Raw genomic sequence first — 26,827 nt, 5'->3', positions numbered from 1 at the left:
ACTTCTCTTGGTGTTTCCCTGATTAAATAGTTGACTCCGGCCCATATATGCCGAAAAGGCAGTTTTTTTTGATGTTATATAGGAAAAGTCAAATGTCCGACAAAATGAAAGGTCAAGTTAAGTGGTTCAACGAGTCTAAAGGCTTCGGTTTCATCACTCCTGCTGATGGTAGCAAAGACGTTTTCGTTCACTTCTCTGCCATTCAGGGCGCTGGTTTCAAAACTCTGGCAGAAGGCCAGCAAGTTGAATTCACCATTGAAAATGGTGCAAAAGGCCCAGCAGCTGCTAACGTAACTGCAATCTAAGCTTAATTGCTTAACAAATTTTCTAAAGCCCGTCATTAATATGACGGGCTTTTTCGTTTACGTTAAACTACACTTCAGTATCCTATTTTTGCTGGAGATCCACCTGATGAAAATTCACGATCGTGTTTATGTAAAAACCGATGGTCAAGAACGCCGCGAAGGAAAAATCTTGCTTATTGAACCCTTTAATGAAGGAACGATGTATTTAGTTTCTCTACCGGATTACCCCGGAGGCATCTGGTTTTTTAATGAAAAAGAGGGTGAAAATGGAATTTTTGTTAGCCCAGTAGAAAGCGAAGCTTTTAAATAAAAGGATTATTTAAAAATAGTTTAAGCTTTACATCAAGATTTGCTCAATCTATACTCGACTCAAATTTTCTTAGAGGATAATTACTTGGATAGCCAGAGTTGTAATAAAAATCAAATTGTTTTGGCAAGTAATTAAGCATCTATTCTATTAACTGCTTGCCTCCATGGCGGGCAGTATCTAGTATTTTTTTCGTGATACTCCCTAATATAGAAATTGTATAACTATTGTTTATCAATGGTTTACTGTTGTTTTTTTGGGTGAGTATTATGCTGTTTTATATCTATTCATTATTCCCTCCCGGCAACAGCCTATAGCTTCTGAATATTTATTTATTCAGATTTAAGGCTATGTGCATTTTATATAGCACATTTTTTGTTATCCAGTTTATTAATTGGAGGGGCAATTATGTTATTTACTCCTGATATTTTGAATCTTGTTTCCGCGATGTGCTTAGGTGCATTGATTGGTGCGGAACGTCAATGGCGTCAACGAATGGCGGGGTTACGTACTAATGCATTGGTAGCAACCGGGGCAGCTGTTTTTATTCTCAGTTCTGTTGCGACTTCACCAGATAGTCCCGGGCGTATTGCTGCGCAAGTTGTCTCGGGGATTGGGTTTTTAGGTGCTGGAGTGATCATGCGAGAAGGCATGAATATTCGAGGATTAAATACTGCAGCTACGCTGTGGTGCTCCGCAGGCATTGGTGTGTTATGTGGCCTTGGTCAATATTCTTTAGCAACTATGGCTGCACTCCTTATTCTTTGCGCCAATATTTTACTGCGTGAAGCGGCACAACGTATTAACAAACAGCCTCAACAACAGGCGCTTGATATTGAACAACGTTATAAAATTAGCGTGATGTGCCATCAGGGCGATGAAATTTTAGTTAGAACACTGATTTTGCAAGCTATAAACGGCTTACATATTCGCCTGCAATCGTTAAGTAGTGCGGATACGCTTAAACCAGAACAGTTAGAGGTTTTCGCCGAGTTCTTAGCGACACCAGCGGAACAAAAAGAAATTGAAGCTTTGGTTTGCCGAATTAGCCTTGAACAAAGTGTCAGTGCTATTAATTGGAAAGTTGCATCAGAGCTACCCGCCTGAATGCTAATAATCATTAACTATAGGAGTTGAAATGAACGATCACCCTCCGTCATGGAGTCATAAACAGGAGCTATCTAACGATGAGTAAATAACTTTATTTTCAGTTGGATAGCGTTTAAATAAGCACTGTAAGTGCCGCATAGAGATAAACGTCATGGCTGAAATAAAGCATCAGCGTAAACCCGCAAACACGCCAGCTCGTCAAGAATTCATTGTTGGTGTACAAGCGAGTAAAACAATAGAGCAAGTACTCAATGAATATCAAACTAATCTATTAGGTTTAACGGATAACGAAGCATTAGACCGATTAGTAGATCAGGGCGAAAATGAAGTCGCTCACGAAAAAGCGCCTCCTGCTTGGAAGCAACTCCTTTCATCATTCAAAAACCCTTTTATTTTTGTCTTAATGACCTTAGCTATTGTTAGTTTCGTCACTGATTATGTTATTCCTAAGGAACAAGGTGAAGAAACTGATTTAAAAGCCGTCATTATTATTATTACGATGGTTTTGCTCAGTGGATTGTTACGATTCTGGCAAGAGTACCGAACTAATAAAGCGGCTGAAGCATTAAAATCATTAGTTCGTACAACCGCTACAGCTTATCGTCGGGATAATAAAACTGGGCGTTCAGTGCGCAAAGAAGTGCCGATAAAATGTCTAGTTCCTGGTGATATTGTGTTGTTATCTGCTGGCGATATGGTACCTGCAGATCTTAAGATTATTGAATCGCGTGATTTATTTATCAGCCAAGCCATATTAACAGGAGAATCTATTCCGGTTGAAAAATATGACACATTAGGTGATGTTAGCGCTAAAGGAATAGAACCTGTTTCAGCGACTGAAAATGAATTATTAGAAATGTCTAATATTTGTCTAATGGGGACTAACGTTACCAGTGGAACCGCAAGAGGTATTGTGGTTGCAACGGGTTCAAAAACTTACTTGGGATCACTTGCTAAATCCATTGTAGGGAGCCGTGCAAAAACTGCATTTGATCGTGGTGTTAACGGCGTAAGTTGGCTACTTATTCGTTTTATGTTGGTCATGGTACCGATTGTCTTATTGATTAATGGTTTTACAAAAGGAGATTGGTTCGAAGCCACTTTATTTTCTCTTGCAGTTGCAGTTGGTCTTACTCCTGAAATGTTACCTATGATAGTGAGTTCTAATTTAGCCAAAGGTGCAATCGCCATGTCGAAACACAAGGTTATTGTTAAAAGGCTCAATGCGATTCAAAATCTTGGTGCGATGGATGTGTTATGCACGGATAAAACAGGTACATTGACGCAAGATCGGATCATCTTGGAACATTATCTTGATAGTCATGGCAAAGTAGATAATACAATTTTACAGTTATCTTGGTTAAATAGCTTCCACCAAAGTGGTACAAAAAACTTGATGGATCAAGCTATTATTCGTCGTGGAAGAGGGAAGGATGAAATAAAACATTTACAGGCTTATCAAAAGATTGATGAGCTACCGTTTGATTTTATACGTCGAAAATTATCTATTACAGTGAGAACACCTGAAGGGAGCGCATTGCTTATTTGTAAAGGCGCCGCTGAGGAAATGTTAGCGATATGTACAAGTTACCAGCAAGGTGGTGAATCACAAACTCTAGATGTACAAGCGCGGGAGCGAATTACTGAATTAGTGAGCGATTATAACCGTCAAGGTTTCCGAGTATTACTTCTTGCAACCCGTTCGCTGAACAATGACGAAGCATGTTTACCACTTTCTGCATTATCGGAGCAGCATCTCGAATTAAAAGGAATTTTAACTTTCCTCGATCCTGCTAAGGAAAGTGCAATTTTAGCGATTGCAGCATTGCGTGAGAATGGTGTAGCTGTAAAAGTGCTTACCGGTGATAATGCTATTATTACCGAGAAAATTTGCCATGATGTTGGACTGAATGTGAGTGAAATCATGACGGGCCTTGATGTTGAGGCAATGTCAGATGATGCGTTGAAACAAAAAGTCGAGCAAATTTCTATTTTTTGTAAGTTAACACCATTACAAAAATCAAGGATTTTAAAGCTGCTACAAGCTAATGGTCATACAGTAGGTTTTTTAGGAGATGGTATTAATGATGCACCTGCACTGAGAGATGCTGATGTTGGGATTTCGGTTGATACAGGAACTGACATTGCGAAGGAATCTGCGGATATTATTTTATTAGAAAAGGATTTGATGGTCCTAGAGCAGGGGGTTATTAAAGGAAGAGAAACTTTTGGTAATATTATTAAGTACTTGAATATGACTGCGAGTTCTAACTTTGGTAATGTTTTTTCAGTTTTGATTGCAAGTGCATTTATTCCTTTTTTACCTATGCTGGCTATTCATCTATTAGTACAGAACTTACTATACGATATGTCCCAACTTGCATTACCTTGGGATAAAATGGATAAAGAGTTTTTAAAACGCCCACGTAAATGGGATGCTAAAAATATTGGCCGCTTTATGGTATGGATTGGTCCAACATCGTCGATATTTGATATCACGACTTTTGCACTAATGTGGTATGTATTCAAAGCTAATAGTATACAGCATGAAGCATTATTTCAATCAGGTTGGTTTGTTGAAGGATTATTGTCACAAACTTTAGTTGTTCATATGTTACGAACTCAAAAAATTCCTTTTATACAAAGCACAGCTGCATTACCAGTATTATTAACAACTGGATTGATAATGGCACTCGGTTTGTATATCCCGTTTTCATCACTTGGTGAAATGATTGGTTTACAGCCTTTGCCACTTGAATATTTTCCATGGTTAGTTTTAACATTGTTTAGCTACTGTGTTGTGGCGCAGTTGATGAAACAAGTTTATATAAAACGTTTTGGAACGTGGCTATAAAACGTGTTAATACTATCGTCAAAGTAAGTAGGGAGGTTAGTCTATCTCCTTACTTATATACTGTTGTTTGTTTACTACATATATGATTTAGCTTAAAACCAAAAAAGTTAATTATATTTAACTAAGTGTGTTTGTGACTTATTTGTTAAATGATAAATCTATAATGTTTAACCCACCAATTTAACATTGTAAAAATAATATGGTTTTTATTTTTAATAAAATATTAATAATTATTTAGTGGGTTTTAGAAGGGGGGATTAGGCTCAGGGGGATGCTGGCTTATAATATTACTTTCATTTCGAGGATACTAAATAAAATGTAAATAAGCAGTTGAAATTAAAAATATGTTTATTCAGAAGAGTTATTTACTATAGGAATAATTTTTTTGATATAAATGCCATATATAAAGTATGACATTTATATCATTTAAATGAAAAATGCTAGGCGATTATTGTAAGCCTAATGCTGTTTTCATCTGTTTCATTGCATCAATACCTTGTTGACAAGCTTTATCTTGCTCATCTTTAGGTAATGCAGCAACTTGTTTCTTACCTTCTTCCAGTTGACCTTTCATTGCATCTAACTGAGCTTTAGCTTGCGGGTTCTCAGATGCTTTTGCAATCAGACCATCAACTTCTGCAAAATATGCATTACAAGTTTCAGTTGCACCTGCAACTTGTGTTTTTTTATCTTCTTCTGAGCAGGCCGTTATTGCTAATGCAATGATACCCATACCACAAGCTAAAATTAACTTTTTCATAATTAACCTTAAAATTATTAGTTATTGAAGTAGCAAGTTGAGTATATAAGAGTTCGTTTTAATATCAAATGTAACAATTCCTAAAAACATGCTTTATGGGCCATAAGTTCCTACATTTCAATTTAGAATACTGACTTGTATCGTTGATAAAACGTATTGAATTTGGATATAGGGTTGAATATTCAGTGGCATTGCATTAATCACTGAAATGGTAAATCTAACAGGCAATGACCTAGTTCCAGCTATTTAAATAGTGATTCTTTTAAGTTTATACTCATCATATTTAAAGTGATATCTGACAAGCTAGCCTTATCACCTTTATTGTCTAGGAGGAATTGATCTTTGAAGATCAATTTTTATTCGGTTTAAAAGTCCTTACGTAAGGTAAATAGTAAGGTGAGTAATTCATCACTTAGTAGGTCAGATAAAAGACTTAACATAAGGAAAGTATGTTTAGTCGAATCCGAAGAGTGTTTTTATTTACTGTTTTTGGCTACAGAAATTTTTTAATTACCTTCGTAAATATTATGTTTAAATTGTGTTAAATTACTGGTATTTAATGTTATTTATATCATTTTTCTTCCTTTTGATAGTTCTGTTTATTTCTTATATATCACGCTAATTATTTTGTAGAACTATCAAAAATACGTTTAGGTTGTTTTGTGTGCAAGTCAATCAATGCGCCAGCACATCAACATCAGAGAAAGTTATCCACAGATTGATGGGGGTATTACCCACAGAAAATGTGGATGGCGTCAGTATTTGTATTACATACATCTATCATTTAGTAAGACGGTTTTGGTTTGAAGGGTTTGAAGGGTTTGAAGGGTTTGAAGAGCATATAGGGCAGAGTAATTACCCAAATTATAATTATTTTGCATTCGATGTTTTTCTCGAGGTGCATCTTTTATTTCAATTTTTTTGATTTAAATATTATTTAAAATAATAAAATATATTCTTATTTTATTAATTAAGTGTTTTTACTTAATTCATTTCGATGGGAAAGATAGTGAAGGAATTATTGAAATCATTATATGAAGAGATAACGGGTGTAAAGAGTTAAGTACATATAACTAGTTATAGTGAATAAAAAAAAGAGATGGCATAAAAGCTAATATAAATATGATTTTTGCTATAAACTATAACTAGTTTGCATATAATAAAAAAATAAATTTATAGCTTGAATTTGGCAATTATCGTAAATAATAGTTTACGATTATGAGTGAATAACAGCTTATCGTATATTTTAACTATTATGTCCTACGCAACAGACAGTTAAATTTTGGTTATGTTAAGTGAGTTAGGTCACATTTTTGCTATTTTAATTCATATTAAGCTATGAGTCTGATTTTTAAATCAAATTTTTATTGAATGAAGTTATGTTTATCAGGTAAAGTCTGTGACCTAGCGATTGATATAGTTGGTATCACATAATATTTTACGTTGTTTTAATTCCATATAAAGTCAATAAATGATTGGTTTATTAGGTTGACGCTAAATGAAATTAGTACCAGACTCTAGTCTTCGCAGAAATTCGCCAAAGAGTGATAGACGCGATAGAATGATATTCACAGAGGGAAAGAAGTTCTTACAACGTATTATCAGTATTAACTAACCCCTTAAGCGAAAGCAAAAGCGCTTGATACAGATTTATCCGTATCGTTATGCAACATGGCTGAAAATAATAATGCCATGGGCAAACTCAGTATGTAACGTGATTTACTATGTTACAATTTTATTTTTAGACTTACACACAGGGCTTATAATCATGTCTGCTTCTATTGTTAAGAAACGGCCGTTGAGTCGTTACATTAAAGATTTTAAACACAGCCAAACGCATTGTGCACATTGCCATAAAACACTGGATCGCATATCTCTTGTCTTTAACGATGCTATCTTAAATAAAGAAGCTATCGCTGAGATGACTCAACTTGTTGATGAAAGTGAATGGTTAGAGTTACAAGATAAATTTACTGCGCTTTGCCGTTTTTGTAGTGAAATTTACTGCAATAGCAATACTGAATTTTTTGACATTATGTCATTTAAACAGTATCTGTTTTTACAGACTGAAATGAGCCACAGCACAGTTCGTGAATATGTCGTCCGTTTGCGTCGTCTCGATGAGCTTTTATCGTCATCTAATTTCTCAATGAAAGAGTTTACGCCGGCTAAAATTCAAGAACAATTAAGTGACAAAATGACTGAATCTGCTTTCAGTAACTATAATATTGCTTTGCGTAAATATGAGCAATATTTGTCCTGGCAAGCGGAACAAAATTAATAATCGATATCCTCGAATAAGGAAATTACTTATTCAAAGCATAGCGATAATATCTATATCAGGTGTCCGTTGAGGGCACCTTTTTGTTTTGATGATCTACTATATTTAAATTACTGTTGATTATACATTCAGGTAAAGCCTGACAACGAAATCACAAAATTATCTATACCCTTCGAATTCTCTTCATTTGTTGTCGACATATAACTCTAATTATTTCAGAGGTAGCTTCGTTTGGTGTTTATATATGGTTGGATTATGATAATCGTATTGGCTTGATCTTTATTAGGCTAGGGGAAGTTACCTGAACCCAATATGGAATTGGGTTCAGTATAGTTGGTTAGCCTATTGTCATAAGACTAGCATTACCACCAGCCGCTGCGGTGTTAATGCTTAATGATCTTTCATGTACCAATCTCTCTAGCAGTAAATTAGTTTCATTACGCTCGAATCCTTGAACTGAAATAATAGGTCCTTTACGCTGAGCAACTACTTCACAAACTAGTTTGAGTTGGTCACTGTCACCGTGGTGGATAACAGCTTCGATATGTCCGGTATATTCCTGCCAGTTTTTTGTTATTAAAACTGCATTGCGTACTCTTTCGGGTAATGTTTGGTACAGTTTTTGGTGCATTTCACTTTCAGACCACAATGCTTGGCAGCCACTTGAAAGAACTCCAGCCAGTTGTACCAAGCAATCTTTTTCATTATCACTGATACATAAAATAGTTCCTCGAGGGTAAAGAGTATAAGTATTTTTTTCACCCGTCGGGCCTGGTAATAAACGCGAAGTCCCAGCCTGGCCATGGCGAGCAAACTTATCAAGAACTACAGGTTCAATGTATTCATTTTGCTTTTCCAACCAAGTAATTAAGGCATCAAAAGGTTCAAGCAAGGCTGGACGCGAACTTGCATCCATTGGCAGTTCATTATCTTGTCTTTCGAGTGTACGGCATACGGCATTGTCGGGACGTTCGCTAAGTAGTCTGTATAAATAAAGTGGTCCACCTGCTTTAGGACCCGTACCGGAAAGGCCTTCGCCACCAAATGGTTGAACACCAACAACAGCACCAACCATATTGCGATTCACATATAAGTTGCCAACTTTTGCTTTACTAATAACTTGATTGATAGTCTCATCAATACGTGTATGAACGCCAAGTGTAAGCCCATATCCTGCGGCATTTATTTGGTCGATAATTGAAGTAAGTTCTTCACGTTTGTAACGTACAACGTGTAATACGGGACCAAAAATCTCTTTTTTCAATTCACTAACATTACTCAATTCGATTAATGTTGGTTTTATATAAGTCCCTTCGGATTGTTCATTTAAATCTTCAATATTATTGAAAACTGCTTGGAATACATCTTTACCTTTACTACGCATTTGTTGAATGTGTTGTTCAATATTCTCTTTAGCTTCATTATCGATTACTGGACCAATATCGGTTGAAAGATGTTCTGGATTGCCCATTCGACATTCTTCCATCGCACCTTTTAACATACGGATAGTACGATCCGCCACATCATCTTGAATACAAAGAATACGTAAGGCAGAGCAACGTTGACCTGCACTATCAAATGCAGAAGCAACTACATCAGTCACAACTTGTTCTGTCAATGCCGATGAATCTACAATCATGGCATTTAGCCCACCCGTTTCTGCAACCAACGGTGTAGGGCGGCCTTGAGCATCTAGTCTTCCTGCTATGTTACGCTGGAGTAACCCTGCAACTGCTGTCGAACCAGTGAACATAACACCTCGAACTCTGGCGTCTCCTACTAATTTCGCTCCAATAGTTTCTCCTTTACCCGGAAGTAGCTGTAAAGCTTCATGTGGAATACCCGCTTGATGCATTATTGATACTGCAATGGAAGCGATTAGTGGCGTTTGCTCTGCGGGTTTAGCGAGAACGGTATTACCAGCGGCGAGTGCGGCGGCAATTTGTCCGGTAAAAATTGCCAGTGGAAAGTTCCAAGGACTAATACAGACGACAGGACCTAATGGACGGTGGGTATTATTATCAAAATCATCTCTGACTTGGGTTGCATAGTAGTTGAGGAAATCTACTGTCTCACGAACTTCTGCAATTGCATTTGCATAAGTTTTTCCAGCCTCACGTACTAATACATCGAGTAACGGTTGTAATTGTTGCTCCATAATATCGGCTGCACGCAATAGAATTGCAGCACGTTCTGATGGCGGAGTAGCAAACCAAATTGCGCCGGCATCGCTAGCGATATTCAATGCATAGTCAGTTTCTTCTAATGTTGCTTCACGAACATATCCGACAATATCTTTGTGGCGGGCTGGATTCACAATAGGTGTTGCAATAGGTGCAGTTTCTATTGCTTGATAATGGCCACCAAGTAATGGTTCAGCTAACTTTTCTTGCATAGCAGCAGTCAGAAGAGCACTAGAAAGTGAAGCTAAACGGTGCTCGTTTGACATATCTAATCCGATTGAATTCACTCGACGCTTACCGTAAAGGTCGCGCGGTAATGCAATTTTCGGGTGAGGCAAACCAATTTGACCTTCTACTTTTGAGAGTTCCAATACATCTTTAACTGGATCAGCGACGAGCTCATCGAGTGGTATGGTTGCATCTGCAATTCGATTAACAAATGAAGTATTCGCACCATTTTCTAATAAGCGGCGGACCAAGTAAGCGAGTAAGGTTTCATGAGTACCAACAGGAGCATAGATACGGCAAGGGCGATTAAGTTTACCATCTGCTACTTTTCCAACAACTTGGTCATATAGTGGCTCACCCATGCCATGTAAACATTGAAATTCATATTGGCCAGGGTAATAGTTTTTACCTGCAATTTGATAAATAGCGGCTAATGTGTGCGCGTTATGAGTCGCAAATTGTGGGTAAATAAGATTAGGAACTGACAATAATTTGCGAGCACAGGCAATGTAGGAAACGTCGGTATATATCTTACGAGTATAGACAGGGTAGCCTTCGAGCCCGTCCATTTGCGCACGTTTTATCTCACTATCCCAATAAGCGCCTTTTACTAGACGGATCATCAGTCGACGCTTGCTGCGTTCGGCAAGTTCAATAATTGAGTCAATCACAAATGGACAGCGTTTTTGATAGGCTTGAATAACAAAGCCAATACCATTCCAGCCTGCAAGTTGTGGTTCGAAGCAAAGTTTTTCAAGCAAATCGAGTGAAATTTCTAAGCGATCAGCTTCTTCAGCATCAATATTTATACCCACATCATACTGATGAGCTTGTAAAACTAATGATAACAAGCGTGGATAAAGTTCATCCATAACTCTTGAGTATTGCGCTCGACTATAGCGAGGATGCAAAGCCGATAGCTTGATAGAAATACCGGGGCCTTCGTAGATACCTCTGCCATTAGATGCTTTACCAATAGCATGGATAGCTTGTTGATAAGACACCATATAATCTTGGGCGTCTTTTTCAGTTAGTGCTGCTTCTCCAAGCATATCATAAGAGTAACGGAATCCTTTTTCTTCGAGTTTACGTGCGTTGGCTAATGCTTGCGCAATAGTTTCACCTGTGACGAATTGCTCCCCCATCAAGCGCATTGCCATATCAACGCCTTTGCGGACTAATGGTTCACCGCTTTTACTCAAAATACGGTTCAATGAGGTAGATAGCTTAGCTTCGTTGTGAGTTGAAACTAATTTTCCGGTGAAAAGTAATCCCCATGTTGCAGCATTGACAAACATTGAGCTGCTTTGTCCTAAATGAGACTGCCAGTTACCGCTACTGATTTTGTCGCGAATAAGTGCATCACGAGTTGCTTTATCAGGGATACGCAATAGGGCTTCAGCAAGGCACATAAGAGCAACCCCCTCTTGAGATGAGAGAGAGAACTCTTGCAGAAGTCCTTGAACTAGGCCTGCACGGCCAATTCCATTTTTTTGATTACGCAATTTTTCAGCAATAGAATAAGCCAGCTTATGTGCAGCATCTGCTTGCTCAGAAGGCAGTTGAGCTTGCTGTAATAGCATCGGAAGTGCTTGCGTTTCCGGAATACGGTAAGCAGATGTGATCGCTGAACGTTTAACTGATTGAGGTAAAATATGCTCTGCAAAATCCAAAAATGGTTGATAATTCGATTCAGTTAATGATTCTTCTTCTGATATTTGGCCATTTTTGCTATCTTGTCCTGCGGAAATTTCAGGGATAAATTGCTCATTATCAAGCTGTTCAAGATAATTAAATATGGCTTGCTTAATTAACCAATGTGACGTGCGATTAAGACGTTGAGCAGCAATTTTAATGCGTTCACGAGTCGCTTCATCAAGTCTCACACCCATAGTTGTCGTACTACTCATCCCATTTCCTCTAAATAATTAGGACTAAAAACAAAAAAGTTACACATCAATAGCATGATGTTGCAACTTTGTGCAACATAGTTGCAAGCAATTCTATATGAATTGTGAATGATATCTTACTTTTATTTGTTAATTAGCATGATTAAAAAACAAAGTAATTTTTATCTTTATTATTCATGCTGTTAATGGTTTTTTGTGATAATTGTTAAGTATTAATTACTTAATCAAATTATTGATTTCATATATTAATAATTTAACATTTGTGATATGGGTATCGTTTATAGAACAAAATAACGTTAATTTCTTGTTAAATACAAATGAGTTTGTCTAGCATACTAAAGTGATATCTTTAAATAAGTGCAACGTAACATAATTAAAATATACAAAAAAATTATTATTTAATCTGCACATGTGCAATTAATTGCAACAAATCTGAACGTGCAAGTTATTTAATAAATAAAAAATAACATTTAATAAATATAACTATTTTATGGAGAAGGTGGATGACTGCAAGCACACCGATGATTATCACGTTCGTGATATATATTACTGGTATGTTACTTATTGGCTATTTAGCATACCGCTCAACAAAAAACTTTGATGACTATATTCTCGGAGGACGAAGTTTAGGTAGTGTGGTAACCGCATTATCTGCTGGAGCCTCGGATATGAGTGGTTGGTTATTAATGGGTCTACCGGGTGCAATTTTCATCGCGGGAATTTCAGAAAGCTGGATTGCGATAGGGCTGACATTAGGTGCCTATCTAAACTGGCTTTTCGTAGCGGGGCGTTTACGGGTACAGACTGAAAAGAATAATAATGCATTAACATTACCTGATTATTTTACCAGTCGTTTTGAAGATAATAGTAAAATATTACGTATTATATCTGCCGTTGTTATTCTAGTATTCTTTACTATTTATTGTGCCTCTGGGGTTGTTGCAGGTGGATTACTCTTTGAAAGCACCTTTAATATCAGCTATGAAAAAGCAATGTGGTTAGGGGCACTAGCTACTATCGCTTATACCTTCCTTGGCGGTTTCCTTGCAGTAAGCTGGACTGATACTGTACAAGCATCATTAATGATATTTGCCCTGATCCTAACACCTGTTGTGATTATTCTTTCACTTGGCGGTTTTGATACCGCGGTTGATGTGATTAAAGCCAAAAATCCTGAATATCTCGACATGTTTAAGGGATTGAATTTTGTGGCGATTATTTCATTGTTAGGTTGGGGGCTCGGATATTTTGGTCAACCACATATATTAGCGCGTTTTATGGCTGCTGATTCACATCATACTATTCGTTCAGCTCGACGTATTAGCATGACATGGATGATACTTTGTCTTGGTGGAACTACCGCTGTTGGTTTCTTCGGTATTGCTTATTTTGAATTAAATCCGGCATTATCGGCATCCGTAATGGCTAATAACGAGCGCATTTTTATGGAGCTAGCGGGAATATTATTTAATCCATGGATTGCAGGTATTTTATTATCTGCGATTTTAGCCGCCGTGATGAGTACATTAAGTTGTCAATTATTAGTATGCGCGAGTGCCTTAACTGAAGATTTATATAAGCCTTTTATTCGTAAAACTGCTAGTCAAAAAGAATTAGTTTGGGTTGGGCGCTTCATGGTTCTATTGGTTGCTGCTATAGCTATCTATATTGCACGTGATCCTAATAGCAAAGTTTTAGCGCTAGTCAGTAATGCTTGGGCAGGCTTTGGTGCGGCATTTGGTCCAGTTGTCTTGATGTCCGTCATGTGGAAGCGAATGACGAGAACTGGAGCACTTGCAGGCATGCTGGTTGGTGCAGTGACTGTCCTTATTTGGATGAAATACAAATGGTTTGGTCTGTATGAAATTATTCCAGGATTTATTTTGGCTGCTCTTGCTATTTTGATCGTAAGTTTAATAACAAAAGCCCCAAGTGCTGCTGCTCAGATTCGTTTTGAAGAAGCGGAAGCAGAATACAAAACGAAATAAAATAGTGACTTGCAATAAAAACAGTAAAGGCCGAATAGTGATAGCTATTCGGCCTTTATTTTTATATAAAATCTATGATTTTATTGTTGTTTTTTACGTCTCTTCACAACGTTATAGCCAATAAATAAGATAATGAACCAAACTGGGGTCGCGATGAGAGCTTGTCTAGTGTCGTGTTGAAAGGCCAGTATAACAACCATAAAGGCAAAGAATGCTAGACAAATCCAAGACATCACGATACCTGCTGGCATTTTATAGTGAGATGCCTTATGTAATTGTGGACGATTTTTCCTAAATTTTAGGTAACTACATAAGATCATACTCCAGATAAACATGAATAGAATTGCCGATACGGTGGTGACAAGTGTAAAAGCATGCATGATATCTGGTATAAAGTAGATAAGTACAATACCAAAACTTAAACAAATACAAGTAAATATCAAGCCTGTTGCTGGCACTGCTTTTTTTGACAAACGGCTAAATTGCTTTGGCGCATTACCTTCTTTTGATAAACCGAATAGCATACGGCTGGTTGAAAATACCCCACTATTAGCCGAAGAAGCAGCTGATGTTAATACCACAAAGTTAACAATACTAGCTGCAGCTGGAAGGCTGATTAAAACAAACATCTCTACGAATGGGCTTTTATCGGCCAAAATAGTTCGCCATGGAGTGACTGCCATAATCACGATTAATGACAACACATAAAAAGTGATGATCCGAAAAGGGATAGCATTGATAGCTTTCGGTAAAGATTTTTCTGGGTCGCGAGTTTCAGCCGCCGCGGTTCCCACTAATTCAATACCGACGAAAGCAAATATGGCGATTTGAAAACCCGCAAAGAAACCACTGATCCCCATTGGGAACATACCACCATCATTCCATATATTGCTTAACGATGCAGTATGGCCTGCTGGAGATTGGAAATTCATCGCGATAAGTGTGCCTCCTACCGCAATTAAAGCAATAATGGCGACAATCTTTATCATCGCAAACCAAAATTCCATTTCACCGAAAAGTTTAACCGAAACTAAGTTAAGTGCTAATAGAGTGACAACGCAGATAAATGAAGTTATCCATTCAGGGTAACCTGGCGCCCAGAAGCTTACATAGGAAGTGATCGCGACTATATCTGCAATTCCTGTAATAACCCAACAAAACCAGTAGGTCCAGCCAACAAAAAAACCGGCCCATGGACCAATAAGGTCAGCAGAGAAATCACTGAAAGATTTGTAATTAAGGTTTGAAAGCAGCAGTTCTCCCATTGCGCGCATGACAAAAAATAACATGAACCCAATGATCATATAAACAAAGATGATAGAGGGACCCGCAAGGGAGATAGTTTTACCTGATCCCATAAATAGGCCAGTACCGATAGCGCCACCAATAGCAATAAGCTGAATATGGCGATTGCTCAGACTGCGTTTTAACTGATTTCTGTCCGCAGAAGAATTGATCTGCGTTGAGGGTTGGTTTTCTTCCATATCTTATCTGTCCAAGAAGGTTGGTAATGTGCAGTCACAGTGTATTTTTAGTTGTGTGACAGTGTTTGCATGAAATATTGTGACATAAATATCAATCGGAGTAAGTAAAACTTAACTTACTGTCATCGAAGTGGCGATTACTTAATCCAATGATAACATTTAATTAACATTGATAACTAAATTTTAATTATCTTAATAAAAATAGCAGAATAATATTGATTGCGCTAAATCTTAGGCGTTAAATAAAATTCATTAGGTTGTTAGGCCTAGTTGGTAGAATTTTCTGAGGATTAAATAAAAAAGTGGGGCATAGGCTCATCAGCGATGATTTTCTTCATATCTATTCAGTTTGAGCAACGCCGATATGAAGAATAAAAATTACCCGTAAAGCTTCAATGATTTCTACCAAGAAACTATTCTTTCGTATCTTTTAGAAGCGAGTGTACTAGGTAGAAAATACATTCTAGTTTTAATCGAGCCGCTTAACTAGATAAGGATATTAGAGGCAGATTGAAAAGCAAAAATCATCTTATGCCATTAAGTAGAACAGGAAAAAAACCGTCGTCACTCACTATAGTCTCTTTTCGATAACAAATTTAAAGAATGGACTCTACACTATTGTATAGACTGAGCCATAACAGCAATTGGAGAGTGTTGTGCATTTCGCTGTTATAAAAAATAGAAATTAAACTGGGTAAGTAGTCGAAAAATAGCAGCGTATTATCTGGCCTATAGTTAATTGAGTGGGGCTTTTATTTATTTTAAAAGTTGAAAATAGTGGTGTTATATTGAACTCTAAGTTAAATTTAAACGATATGGTATTTGTCGGTAAGTTGATTTTAAAAGGATTACGATTGTTTTTAATTGAAATAAATAAAAATCAATATCATTGAATTAAGAACTTTTTAAATTGTTAAATTCACAATATCTTATGCTTATTTATTTCATCTAAAATTAAATATTATTTAAAAGTAAAATAACAAATATTAAAATAAAGTTGGGCTTTATTTTTTAAAATAAAAACATCTTAAACTTTTAATTTTCGGCTGTTTTATTATGAAATAAAAAATAAAGTACGGACATGATTTTATATTTTGTTATATAAATGTCATAAATGAGCGTGGAATCACAGTAATTAATTCTCATTTAAGATTAGAATCGTTTTAATCTTCAGGAGGAATTCTATGATCTCAGGTTTTGCATCATTAATAAAAATAAGCTTTCTATTTTTGCTCTCTTTTGATTGCAAAGCTAGAGCTATTTTGAGCAAAATCTGTTGGTTTGTTCCTATTTCTTCTTTAGAAAACGATGAATCAACTAATGACCAACAGTTAGATATTGATATTTCAACTAATTGGTCTCAGTTATGGCTGAGTGCTCAAAAACTTTGTGTTTCATTGTGTTCAAATACAGTTGAAATTATTGAAAATAAAGTTTCATCTAAACAATTAACGTCGCTGAAAACTCGCAAACGTTATGAGTTATTATTTTTATCTCTTGTTTCAAGTTTACGCCAACTGATGGCTTGCCGTCACTCAAGTGGTGCACCTGGAAATATTGACTGTCCACTATCGAAGCTTTTAAAAGCACAATGCGCATTTTTGCCATTGTGCTTTTTTATTACCTAAATTAAATTTTTCAAGGAGTTGTTATGTTTATAGTTTGTGTCGCGGCATGCCCTACAGGAGTTGCTCATACTTATATGGCTGCGGAATCTCTTGATATTATAGGAAAAAAAAGAGGGCATGAAGTAAAGGTAGAAACCCAAGGAAGCATGGGTGTTGAAAATGAAATTACAGATGAGGATTTAGCGCGTGCAGATGCTGTTGTGCTCGCCGCAGATGTCGCCATTATTAATAGAGAGCGCTTTGATGGCATGATCAAACTTGAATGCAGTGTGGCAGACCCGATTAAACATGGAGATGCCATTTTTGATGCAATAGAGCAGGAGATCAATAATGGTGAAATTTAAAGGGGACTCAACACCAGGTATTGGTACTGAGATCAAAAATGCCATTATGACCGGTGTATCATGGATGCTGCCATTCGTGATTGCAGGGGCGGTGATTATGGGGATTTCTCGTATCGGCGCATCTATGTATGGCATTGATAATATTTGGGATTCAAGTCATGCAGAAGCAACCAATGTTATCATTCAGATGCTGCATAAATTTGATGGCTTTGGTGGATTAGCATTGTCATTAATGTTACCTATTGTCGCGGGTTACATCAGTTTTGCGATAGCCAATAAGCCAGGTTTAGCGCCAGGTATGGTTGGGGGATTACTGGCAAGCAATCTAGGAACCGGCTTTCTTGGGGCGCTAGCGGCTGGTTTTATTGCGGGATATATGGTTCGATTACTGGCTAAATATATCAAATTGCCAAAATCACTGGCCTCAGCAGGACCAATCTTTATCTTACCCGTGGGTGGAACATTATTAACCTGTAGTATCATGGCATTTGTGATTGGCGCTCCTTTAGCTGCGCTTAACCATGGGATGGAAAATTGGTTATTATCCATGTCTGGTTCTAACAAGATTATTTTAGCGATGGTTATTGGTGCTATGGTAGGTTTTGACCTTGGTGGGCCTATAAATAAAGCAGCCGTCACCACTGCTATGGCATTGCTAGCATCGGGAATTTATGAACCTAATACAGCGGCTCAAGTCGCCATTATTATTCCGCCGATTGGTATTGGTGTAGCAACTTTAATATGGGCAAAACGCTTCCCAGAATCTTTACGTGAAGCAGGAAAAGCATCGACATTAATGGGATTGATTGGTGTTTCAGAAGGTGCAATACCCTTTGCTTTAGCGAATCCAAAAATTATCATAATTAATATTATTGGTTCTGCAACTGGTGCTGCAATGGCAGTAGGCCTTGGTACATTAAATCATGCACCTATTTCTGGGTTTTATGGATGGCTAGCGGTAGATAAATGGCCGATATATGTATTATCAGTAGCCGTTGGCTCTGCAATTATTACAGTTGGATCATTATTAATTTTCCGTGGAGCTGAACCCGTTGAGACTAAAAAAACAGAAGCTGTTCCTAAATTTAAAGTAGGGCGTTAATCGCGTCATTATATTATTAAATTAATAATATGTTAATTAGCGTTTATAGCGTTATGAATCCGTTCATCCTAAAAAAAGATTATTTAAAGGTTATATAAATGAAAACCGTACATTTAATTCAACATACACACTGGGATCGTGAATGGTATTTCACAGAAAATGATTCTAAAGTTATTCTTTATTATTTTATGAATGATTTAATGAATCATTTAGAAAAAGACCTTTCCCTCGGTCCTTTTATTCTCGATGGACAAACGGTGGTATTGGAAGATTATTTACAAATTGCACCAGAACAGCGTGAGCGCTTACAACAATTAATTAAACAAGGTCGAATTATTATTGGGCCTTGGTATACCCAAACAGATTTTTTAGTTGTTGGTGCGGAGTCTATTGTACGTAATTTACTTTTAGGTCGAGCAGATTGTGAAGCTTGGGGCAGTTACATGCCTGTGGGCTATGTACCTGACTCATTCGGACAAAGTGCTCAGCTTCCTTTATTTTTAAATGAATTTGGCATTAAGCATGCTGTCGTATGGCGTGGATGGTGCGAACATGATGTTGCAAATAGTGAATTTATCTGGAAATCCCATTCAGGGCATCATGTTACGACAGCAGTATTACCCTGGGGATATGGTTGTGCCAAATGGTTGCCAGATAACACAGAAAAAGCATTAACCGTGCTACCAACGATCCTTGAAAAACAAGCTCGTTTTGTGTATTCAGACCAAATTTTATTACCAAATGGCAATGACCAATCGCCATTTGAATATGCGGTCCCCGCTATGTTAGAGCGCTTGAACGCAGAGCAAAAAGAGTATTATTTTGTGAAAAGTAGCTTCAGTACTTTCTTCGAAGCTTTACAAGCAAAAGGTCAACAACTGCCTGAATTTAGTGGGGAGTTGCTTAGCCCTAAATATATGCGCGTACATCGTGGAATTTTCTCCACCCGTATGGATATTAAATTACTCAATGCTCAGCTAGAGCAATTTGTGAGCCAGCAACTAGAGCCATTATTATCAATCAATTGGCGATTAGGGTTACCTTACCCTCATACAGTAGTGGAAAATATCTGGCGTGAAGCGATGCAATCCCATGCACATGACAGCATTGGTGGATGTAACTCAGATAGAGTCAACAGTATGGTTAAAGGGCGATTAAAAGATGGGTTAGAAAGCGCAAACCAATTGTATGATCTCAATATGAAAATGTTAGCGAGAGGGGTTGAAGCAACACAAGAAGGAAAAAAAATCATTGTTTTCAACTCACTGCCTCATAAGCGTGATGCTCAGGTTCAAATTACCTTATATACACCAGAAACTGATTTCTGCATCAAAGATCACAATGGTAAAGCATGTCGTTGGCAGTTAATTAAAGAACAACCACAAGATATGTCATTGATAGTTCAAGAACTAGCGAATAGCACGACAACAACGTGGTATCGCAAATGTGAAATCTTACTTGAAGTAACGGATTTACCTTCTTGTGGCTATCGCACGTTTTACCTTCAAGAAGGGCAAGCAGCTGGCTTTGAATTTGAGCCTCAAATACAAGAGCAAACCATATTAGAAAACCAATGGTTAAAACTCGAAATTAATCAAGGCGAACTGACATTGATTGATAAACGCAACAAGCAGTGTTATCCGCATATTTTACGTTTAATCGATGGTGGGGATTCTGGAGATAATTACAATTATTCACCTCCAGAAGAAGATTGGTTAATTAGTAGTGATGGGCATTTACATCAATTTGAATGTATTAGAGCACCATTAATGGATAGCTTTATCTTGAGCTGGAAAATGCCAGTACCACAAAATGCTCAGGCTCGCCAAGAACGCCAGTTAAATGCAATTTTAGAAACGACTATGAAGCTATCTTTACCACATAATAATCCGTGGTTAGATGTTGAAGTTATAGTCAATAACACGACCCAAGATCACCGCTTACAAGTTGAAATACCAACCGAAATCCAACAAGAGTTCCATTTTGCCGATCAACCATTTGGTTTGATTCAGAGGGAAAATCAGCCAGCAGCATTAGCGCTTTGGCAAGATGAAAATTGGACCGAAGCTCCGACAGCGCTATATCCAATGCAAAGTCTGGTTATGCAGCACAATGATCAACATGGCATTTGTATTGTCACCGAAGGCTTGCGTGAGTATGAAATTCCAGCCTCTCGTACAGATGTAATTGGATTAACCTTATTCCGTAGTGTTGGCTGGTTAGGTCAAGCAAATCTAACTTGGCGTCCGGGGCGGGCATCAGGCATGGTTTTACCATCACCGGATTCACAAATTCAGGGTATTCATCATTTTCATTTTGCTGTGTTGCCAATGCATCAAGGTCAACATACTGATTTTTGGCGCGATGTCGAACATTGGCGTTTGCCTGCTTTTGGTTATTTGGATTCAGGTTGGTCACAATTTAAGATGAATCCTCATGGCATTGTTTTTCCAGAAAATTATAGCCTTTTGACTTGGGATTGTGATTTACATTTTAGTACGCTAAAAAAAGCTCAAAATGAAGATGCACTAATATTACGCAGCTGGAACCCTAGTTTCGAGCTAATAACGTATGAGTCACCTAAGTTCAACACAAAGATTCAACAAGTTACGTTAGCTGAATCTGTGTGTACTAATACGGGTAGTGCAGCACCTTGTGCACCAGTGTCTTGGCTAATTAGTTAATTATTAAAGGTATCATTTATGCAAACATTTTCTTTTCGTTGCGAACTTCCCAATGGTATCCATGCTAGGCCTGCTAATGCATTGGAGCAACAGATCGCGAATTTTCAATCAGAAATAACATTATTTAATAAAAGTAAATCTCGTCAAGCTAATGCCAAAAGTGTTTTGGCATTAGTTGGTGCCGATGTCACGATGGGTGATGAATGTTATTTCCAAATAGAAGGAGCCGATGAAACTATTGCTTATGACGAGCTTAAATTATTTATTGAACAAGAGTTTATGCATTGTGACTCGCCAATAGTTCATGAACAGGCTACAGAGCAACAAGTACTTCCTATTTTTTTAAGTCGTTCAACATCACCTATTTTACGTGGGAAAGGTGTTAGTAAAGGGATAGCAAAAGGTCAGGTTGTCTTTATTCGTTCGCCAGACTTACAACATTTGGCTCAAGCTGAATCTGACGGTTCGTTAATACAGCAATCTGCAGCACTTAAAAATGCATTACATCTTGCACGCGAAAAACTTCGCCTTGATATTCAAAGTGTTGAAGGTGAGATTGCCAATATATTAGAGGCGCAAAGTCAGTTACTTGATGATGAAGACGTTGAAGCATGCTTACTTGGGCAAAATCAAGCACGTAATGAAGTAGAAGCATTGGCAATGGCAATTGAAGAGTTAAGCCTGCCATTCCGTGAAAGTAGTAGCGAATATTTACGCCAACGTGAATTGGATATTAAAGATTTAGGATTACGGATTGCAATAAATTTAAGTATTAAGGACATGATTCAACTGCCTGAATTAAAAGAAAATTCTATCGTTGTATGCCAAGGGCTGCTAACACCGGGGCAGCTATTGACATTGCAGAGTCATTATTTACAAGGTGTGGTAATGGCTCAAGGAGCAGAAAAGTCACATACTGTTATTTTAGCTCAAACAAATGCAATTCCGCTCTTATGTGCTAGTGGTGATGTAATTGAAACGCTAAAAAATGCACATTCCTTATTGTTGGATTCACGTTATGACGCGTTAGTTGTTGAGCCGGACACTCGTGCAGAAAATTGGTTAACGATTGAAAAAGAAAAGCAGTCTTGTTTGTTACTCTTAAATGAACAAAATGATCCTGATATATCGGTGTTAACTCCATCATTGGTTTTATTGGATAAAACGATGATGAGTAAAGATGACGTTATCAAGGCACTAACTGATAACTTAGAAATTAATGGTCGTACAGATTCAGGTTCACAAGTTGAATCGGCTATTTGGCAGCGTGAAGAAATTTTCAGTACTGCATTAGGGTTTTCCATTGCGATCCCTCATTGCAAATCATTAGCAGTTAAGCACAGCAGTATTTCTGTATTGAGATTATCTGAAGAATTGGCTTGGGGAGATAATGTTGATGTCAAATTAATCATTATGTTGACGATTAATGGAAATGAAGAAAATCAACATATGCGAATTTTTTCTTCGCTAGCTCGAAAATTAATGCACGAATCATTTCGTGAGCAAATAATGACAGCAGAAAGCCCAACCACAGTGGTTACTTTATTAAAAGAAGAACTAGAGTTATAGCAGGTTTATTTAAATAATAACCTTTTAAGATAAATATAAAAATATTGCTAAAGAAATTTGCAATTAAAAAAATGGCAATATTTAACTAATGAGTGATTCTTTTAAATTTAAAAATTAAAAGAATAGGAATGACTTTGTCAAAAAAATAAACTTAGTCATATGTCAATTAATAAAAAAGAGGAGTTTTAAATTAATTAACTAACCATAGTTCAAGCACACAGAAACAATATCATTATTAAAAACTACAACATATAAATTTATTATAGGAACAAATTAATGAAACATTTAGCCCTTGGTATCTCTACACTACTGATTTGCTCTACTGCTAACGCAACTTATATTGACTATCGCCATGAATGGTTAGGTGATGAACATCGTCATGAAGACCGAGTTAAAATTGGTCATAGTATGCAAAATGGTATCTATTTTAGCCTTGAAGGAAAATGGAGAAGTAAAGATGGTGGTTTCATGGAAAATTTATCTTCAAAAGGCAATGAGGTTGAGGTTGGTTATAAATATAAAGTTACAAAGGACTTTGTATTAACACCATCATTTGCACTAGACTCTGGTGAAAAAGATACAGCGTATAAATTCAGCGTTAAGGCTGCTTATAACCTGACGGATGATTTCAATATTGGAACACGTTTACGTTACGGTGAAAGACATTTTGATAATTCATATAAGCCTAAGAGAGATAACCAACATTATTGGCAAAGTAATTTCTATTTGGGTTATAAAATAAAAGATGTATCAATTAGCTATGATTTCGAATATAAATTTGATACAGATTATCCTGCATATAAAGGCAAAGAAAAAGATTACGCTCATAACGTGAATTTCTCTTGGGTTGGAAATAAAACCTGGGTACCTTATTTTGAGCTAGGATATGTATCCTATGATGATGGATCTTACGTGAAGAATGGGCAAACCTATCGCGATGCATGGCAAATGCGTTATCGCGTCGGTATTTCATATAACTTCTAATAGAAAGAGCGAACTATTTAAAGAGAATAAACATGAATAATAAAATTAAATACGGTCTTGCTTTTGCATTAATGTCGACAGGAAATATGGCGATAGCAGAGAATGCCGATAGTAAAACATATAACTATAGCGTTGCATTTATGCCTGATATTCACTTTCATGATGTTTATGGGCAATTTTCGGATGGATCATTCGAAGGATTAAAAAATAGTAAAAGTGGTCAAAATGCTGTTATTCGTTCTATGTATGCACAATTGACTTCAACACGTTTGTTTAATGAAAATTATTTTGCATTACGTGCCGCACTTGAAGATGCGGGTAGTAAAGGTATTAAACTGATCGCTTTACCGGGTGACTTTACAGATGACGGTCAACCAATTCATTTACGTGGTTTGGTCAAAGTATTACAAGAATATGAGCAAAAATATGGTATGCGTTTCTTTGCTACTCCAGGGAATCATGATCCTAACAGGCCTTTTGACATGCCAGCAGGAAAAGAAGACTTCCTTGGTGCCGATGGTAAAACTCAGCGTATTTTCAGTTTAGGTGCGAGTGAATGTACCGGTTATCAGGGCAATACCGCAGTTATTGATACTGGTGCAGAGCTGCCAACCATTTGTACTGAGGAAATGGTTTATAGTGGTTATGGGCGAGTGATGGATGCAATGAAATCCTTTGGTATCAATCCATTGCCTGAAGATATTTATTGGGAAACGCCATATTCTGATTATGGCTCAAAAGGTTATAGCTATGACGAAGCTGTCAAAGCCAGTGATTTTAACCAACGTCAGTATGAGATTTGTACTCAAGGAACCGGTGGTGAGTATAAACAAGAAGGCTACGGCCCATGCTTTAATGTTGCCGATAGTAGCTATCTTGTAGAGCCAGTTCCCGGTCTTTGGTTAATGGCAGTTGATGCCAATGTTTATGTTCCTTCTGAAAAAGCGGATATAAACAATCCTAAAGCACCGAAGAACTTTGCTGGTTCAGGTAACGCGGGTTATAACAAAATGCTAACGCATAAACAGCAAACTGTTGAGTGGATGACATCTGTTGCAAAACGTGCAAAAGAGCAAAATAAAACACTCATAACATTTAGCCATTTCCCAATGGTCGAATTTGATAATGGTGCTGCGGATGACCTCGAAACAATTTTTGGTAAAGGTAAATTTCAGCTAGAAAGAGCGCCAAAAGAAGATACCAGCCATGCAATGGCAAAAACAGGTATTGGTGTGCATGTTGGCGGTCATATGCATTTTAATGATACTGGTGTGCGTAAATATGATGATGGCAGCTTGTTGTTTAATATCCAAGCTCCATCAATGGCTGCTTATGTACCTGCATATAAAATTCTTAATTTTAAAAATGCTAATGAAATTGATGTGCAAACCATAGTGATCGAAGACGTACCACGTTTTGATGAGTTGTTTGAACACTATCAACAAGAGTGGGATCATTTAAAACGTACAAACTCTCCACATCTTTGGAATAGTGATATTCTTAAAGCCAATAATTATTATGATTTTACCAACTGGCATATTACTGAATTAACGCGTTTACGCTTTATTCCTGAAGAGTGGCCATGCGAAATACGTCAAATGCTATTTAGCCTCAATGGCGAGGAAATGTTGATCCTCAGCCAACTAAATAGTCAAACCGCATATAGTGAAGTATTGACTGCGCCACTAAGTGAAAATCATGACATATGCGCTAAAGGTGTTGATCCGAATGCAGTCGATGTCACCAAAATTTATCTGCAAAAAAATTCAAAAGCATGGAAAGCTGCAAGTAAGAAAGCTGCACTCGTGGCTAAAAATGCAGGGTTTAAGTTAGACGATTTTGCTAAATGGAATGGATTTGATCTCGCTGTTGATTTCTATCGCTTACGCAATGCGGATGAATTAGCATTTCAAGACATTCCTACTGAGCGATTAAATCAGTACCAAGTCCTGACTAGTACGCTGTATGAGGCATTACCAAGCTCGACCAATAAAATTACGGCAGATAGTTCATTTGATAGTATATTTAAATTAAGATTTGGCAGTATTTTCACCGTAATAGATAAATATTTACAAGGAAATCCTAGCCGTGATTTTTACATCAACGTAGAAACTGGTGAAATCAAACCAACCAATGCTGATGTAGTAAAAAAATAATTTAAGATAAGTTGTTTTTTTTGAAATAAACAATTATCCAAAATATTTCGAGTTGCATGTAGTCAACATCCATGCAACTTGAAGTATGGCGGGTATACTGAATCACTGGCTGCAATGTGTGGTTAGTGATTTTTTATTTTTATTGTTTGTTAACAGTGAGTTTGACTTCGTGACCCAATAAATAAAGTGCTTGCTCAAGTGTATCAACCTTAGATGCATGCTCAATATCGAGTAATCGGTCGATCTGCTGTGAATTTAAGTTTAATTTACGTGCTAAATCTGCTTTGCGAGTATCAGTTTGGATAATTGCATTATGTAGTGCAATTTTTAGGCAGCTCAATATAGGTAAATGAACTTCAATTGTCCCATTATCATTTTTTGTTGGCTCTGGAATTAATGTTCTTGAAGAAATAAAGTCAGCAAGCCCTGTTGTTAATGTATCAGCGGCTTCGAGTTCAATATCTTCCTCGCAGTAGGCAACACCTTGTATATCTGGAAAATCAACAAAAGAGATTTCATAACTGTTAGTTTCTTCGTCAAAATCAACGGTAGCTAAATAGTTGAACATGTATCACCCTATAAATATGATGTGTATGCTCATGATACTTCAAGTTGTATGGAGGAAGCTGCTCTTAATAGAGTGTTACTGTAGATCTAAGAGATATCTTCGCTGACTACCAGCCCACATCTTGAAATATTTTGAGTATAAGTGGTAAAGGTTTGCCTAATAACTAACCTAACGAAGATCAGCTTAACAGCAAAGGCCTCGATTCAGTAGAACATTAATCGAGTATTAATGTGTTACTTGATGGTCATTGTATCAATATAGTTTCTAGAAGTGTCATAAATAAGAAACCTCATTCTATTAACCGAATTTCCACATCATCGTCGATTCAATTTTTATCATAGAAGATTAGATACTCACCTAAATGCACCTTAAATGATTTTAG

The 26,827-nt window shown here is 37.0% G+C and carries 17 protein-coding genes; 13 read left to right on the top strand and 4 right to left on the bottom strand.

Annotated elements, in window-relative coordinates; all coding sequences use genetic code 11:
* The first annotated feature begins 92 nt into the window (after positions 1–92).
* From cspE to mgtA, 4 genes are all read left to right on the top strand, one after another.
* Entirely contained in the window at positions 93–305 is a 213-nt protein-coding gene (cspE, locus tag OOA_RS08450; RefSeq protein ID WP_008911725.1) for a transcription antiterminator/RNA stability regulator CspE, read from the top strand.
* 106 nt (positions 306–411) lie between these two features.
* Positions 412–615, top strand: a complete 204-nt coding sequence (dsrB, locus tag OOA_RS08445; RefSeq protein ID WP_008911724.1) for a protein DsrB — start codon at positions 412–414, stop codon at positions 613–615.
* Between the two features lie 405 nt (positions 616–1,020).
* Positions 1,021–1,719, top strand: coding sequence for an MgtC family protein (locus OOA_RS08440; RefSeq protein WP_008911723.1), 699 nt, complete (start codon positions 1,021–1,023; stop codon positions 1,717–1,719).
* Between the two features lie 154 nt (positions 1,720–1,873).
* Positions 1,874–4,576: a magnesium-translocating P-type ATPase gene (mgtA, locus tag OOA_RS08435; RefSeq protein ID WP_008911722.1), complete on the top strand. Its 2,703-nt coding sequence runs from the start codon at positions 1,874–1,876 to the stop codon at positions 4,574–4,576.
* Positions 4,577–5,024: 448 nt separating this feature from the next.
* Here mgtA and OOA_RS08430 read toward each other — a convergent pair whose 3' ends face one another.
* Complete coding sequence (locus OOA_RS08430) at positions 5,025–5,336, bottom strand: DUF5339 domain-containing protein (protein WP_008911721.1); 312 nt, start codon at positions 5,334–5,336, stop codon at positions 5,025–5,027.
* 1,768 nt (positions 5,337–7,104) lie between these two features.
* Between OOA_RS08430 and fliZ the strand changes: the two genes are divergently transcribed.
* The gene (gene fliZ, locus OOA_RS08420; protein ID WP_008911719.1) at positions 7,105–7,617 is read left to right on the top strand and encodes a flagella biosynthesis regulatory protein FliZ; all 513 of its coding nucleotides are present in this window, start codon (positions 7,105–7,107) and stop codon (positions 7,615–7,617) included.
* 337 nt (positions 7,618–7,954) lie between these two features.
* Here the strand turns inward: fliZ and putA are convergent, their stop codons facing one another.
* On the bottom strand, positions 7,955–11,938 hold the full coding sequence (gene putA / locus OOA_RS08415; protein WP_008911718.1) for a trifunctional transcriptional regulator/proline dehydrogenase/L-glutamate gamma-semialdehyde dehydrogenase: 3,984 nt from the start codon (positions 11,936–11,938) through the stop codon (positions 7,955–7,957).
* Between the two features lie 503 nt (positions 11,939–12,441).
* On the opposite strand from putA, the gene putP reads away from it, so the two are divergent.
* Entirely contained in the window at positions 12,442–13,926 is a 1,485-nt protein-coding gene (gene putP, locus OOA_RS08410) for a sodium/proline symporter PutP (RefSeq protein ID WP_008911717.1), read from the top strand.
* An 80-nt stretch (positions 13,927–14,006) separates the two neighbouring features.
* Here the strand turns inward: putP and cycA are convergent, their stop codons facing one another.
* On the bottom strand, positions 14,007–15,410 hold the full coding sequence (cycA, locus tag OOA_RS08405) for a D-serine/D-alanine/glycine transporter (RefSeq protein WP_008911716.1): 1,404 nt from the start codon (positions 15,408–15,410) through the stop codon (positions 14,007–14,009).
* A 1,184-nt stretch (positions 15,411–16,594) separates the two neighbouring features.
* Here cycA and OOA_RS08400 point away from each other — a divergent pair.
* The 7 genes from OOA_RS08400 to OOA_RS08370 all read left to right on the top strand — a co-directional run bounded on the left by OOA_RS08400 (position 16,595) and on the right by OOA_RS08370 (position 25,877).
* Positions 16,595–17,038: a hypothetical protein gene (locus OOA_RS08400; RefSeq protein WP_008911715.1), complete on the top strand. Its 444-nt coding sequence runs from the start codon at positions 16,595–16,597 to the stop codon at positions 17,036–17,038.
* Between the two features lie 23 nt (positions 17,039–17,061).
* Entirely contained in the window at positions 17,062–17,382 is a 321-nt protein-coding gene (locus OOA_RS08395; protein WP_008911714.1) for a PTS fructose transporter subunit IIB, read from the top strand.
* Positions 17,369–18,484, top strand: coding sequence for a PTS fructose transporter subunit IIC (locus tag OOA_RS08390; RefSeq protein WP_008911713.1), 1,116 nt, complete (start codon positions 17,369–17,371; stop codon positions 18,482–18,484). Before OOA_RS08395 ends, OOA_RS08390 begins: the two co-directional genes overlap by 14 nt.
* Before the next feature lie 98 nt (positions 18,485–18,582).
* Positions 18,583–21,168, top strand: a complete 2,586-nt coding sequence (locus tag OOA_RS08385; protein ID WP_008911712.1) for a glycoside hydrolase family 38 N-terminal domain-containing protein — start codon at positions 18,583–18,585, stop codon at positions 21,166–21,168.
* Positions 21,169–21,186: 18 nt separating this feature from the next.
* Positions 21,187–22,737, top strand: coding sequence for a fructose PTS transporter subunit IIA (locus OOA_RS08380; RefSeq protein WP_008911711.1), 1,551 nt, complete (start codon positions 21,187–21,189; stop codon positions 22,735–22,737).
* A gap of 276 nt (positions 22,738–23,013) precedes the next feature.
* Positions 23,014–23,721 carry an oligogalacturonate-specific porin KdgM family protein gene (locus OOA_RS08375; protein WP_008911710.1) on the top strand — a complete coding sequence of 236 codons (708 nt, stop codon included), beginning with the start codon at positions 23,014–23,016 and terminating at the stop codon, positions 23,719–23,721.
* Between the two features lie 32 nt (positions 23,722–23,753).
* Complete coding sequence (locus OOA_RS08370) at positions 23,754–25,877, top strand: metallophosphoesterase family protein (RefSeq protein ID WP_008911709.1); 2,124 nt, start codon at positions 23,754–23,756, stop codon at positions 25,875–25,877.
* 139 nt (positions 25,878–26,016) lie between these two features.
* On the opposite strand, the gene OOA_RS08365 is transcribed toward OOA_RS08370, so the two are convergent.
* Entirely contained in the window at positions 26,017–26,445 is a 429-nt protein-coding gene (locus tag OOA_RS08365; protein WP_008911708.1) for a type II toxin-antitoxin system HicB family antitoxin, read from the bottom strand.
* Between the last annotated feature and the right edge of the window lie 382 nt (positions 26,446–26,827).

Source organism: Providencia burhodogranariea DSM 19968 (genome assembly GCF_000314855.2).
GTDB lineage: Bacteria > Pseudomonadota > Gammaproteobacteria > Enterobacterales > Enterobacteriaceae > Providencia > Providencia burhodogranariea.
Note: the sequence above shows the minus strand (reverse complement) of the source record. Positions and strands in the feature narration are given on the sequence as shown.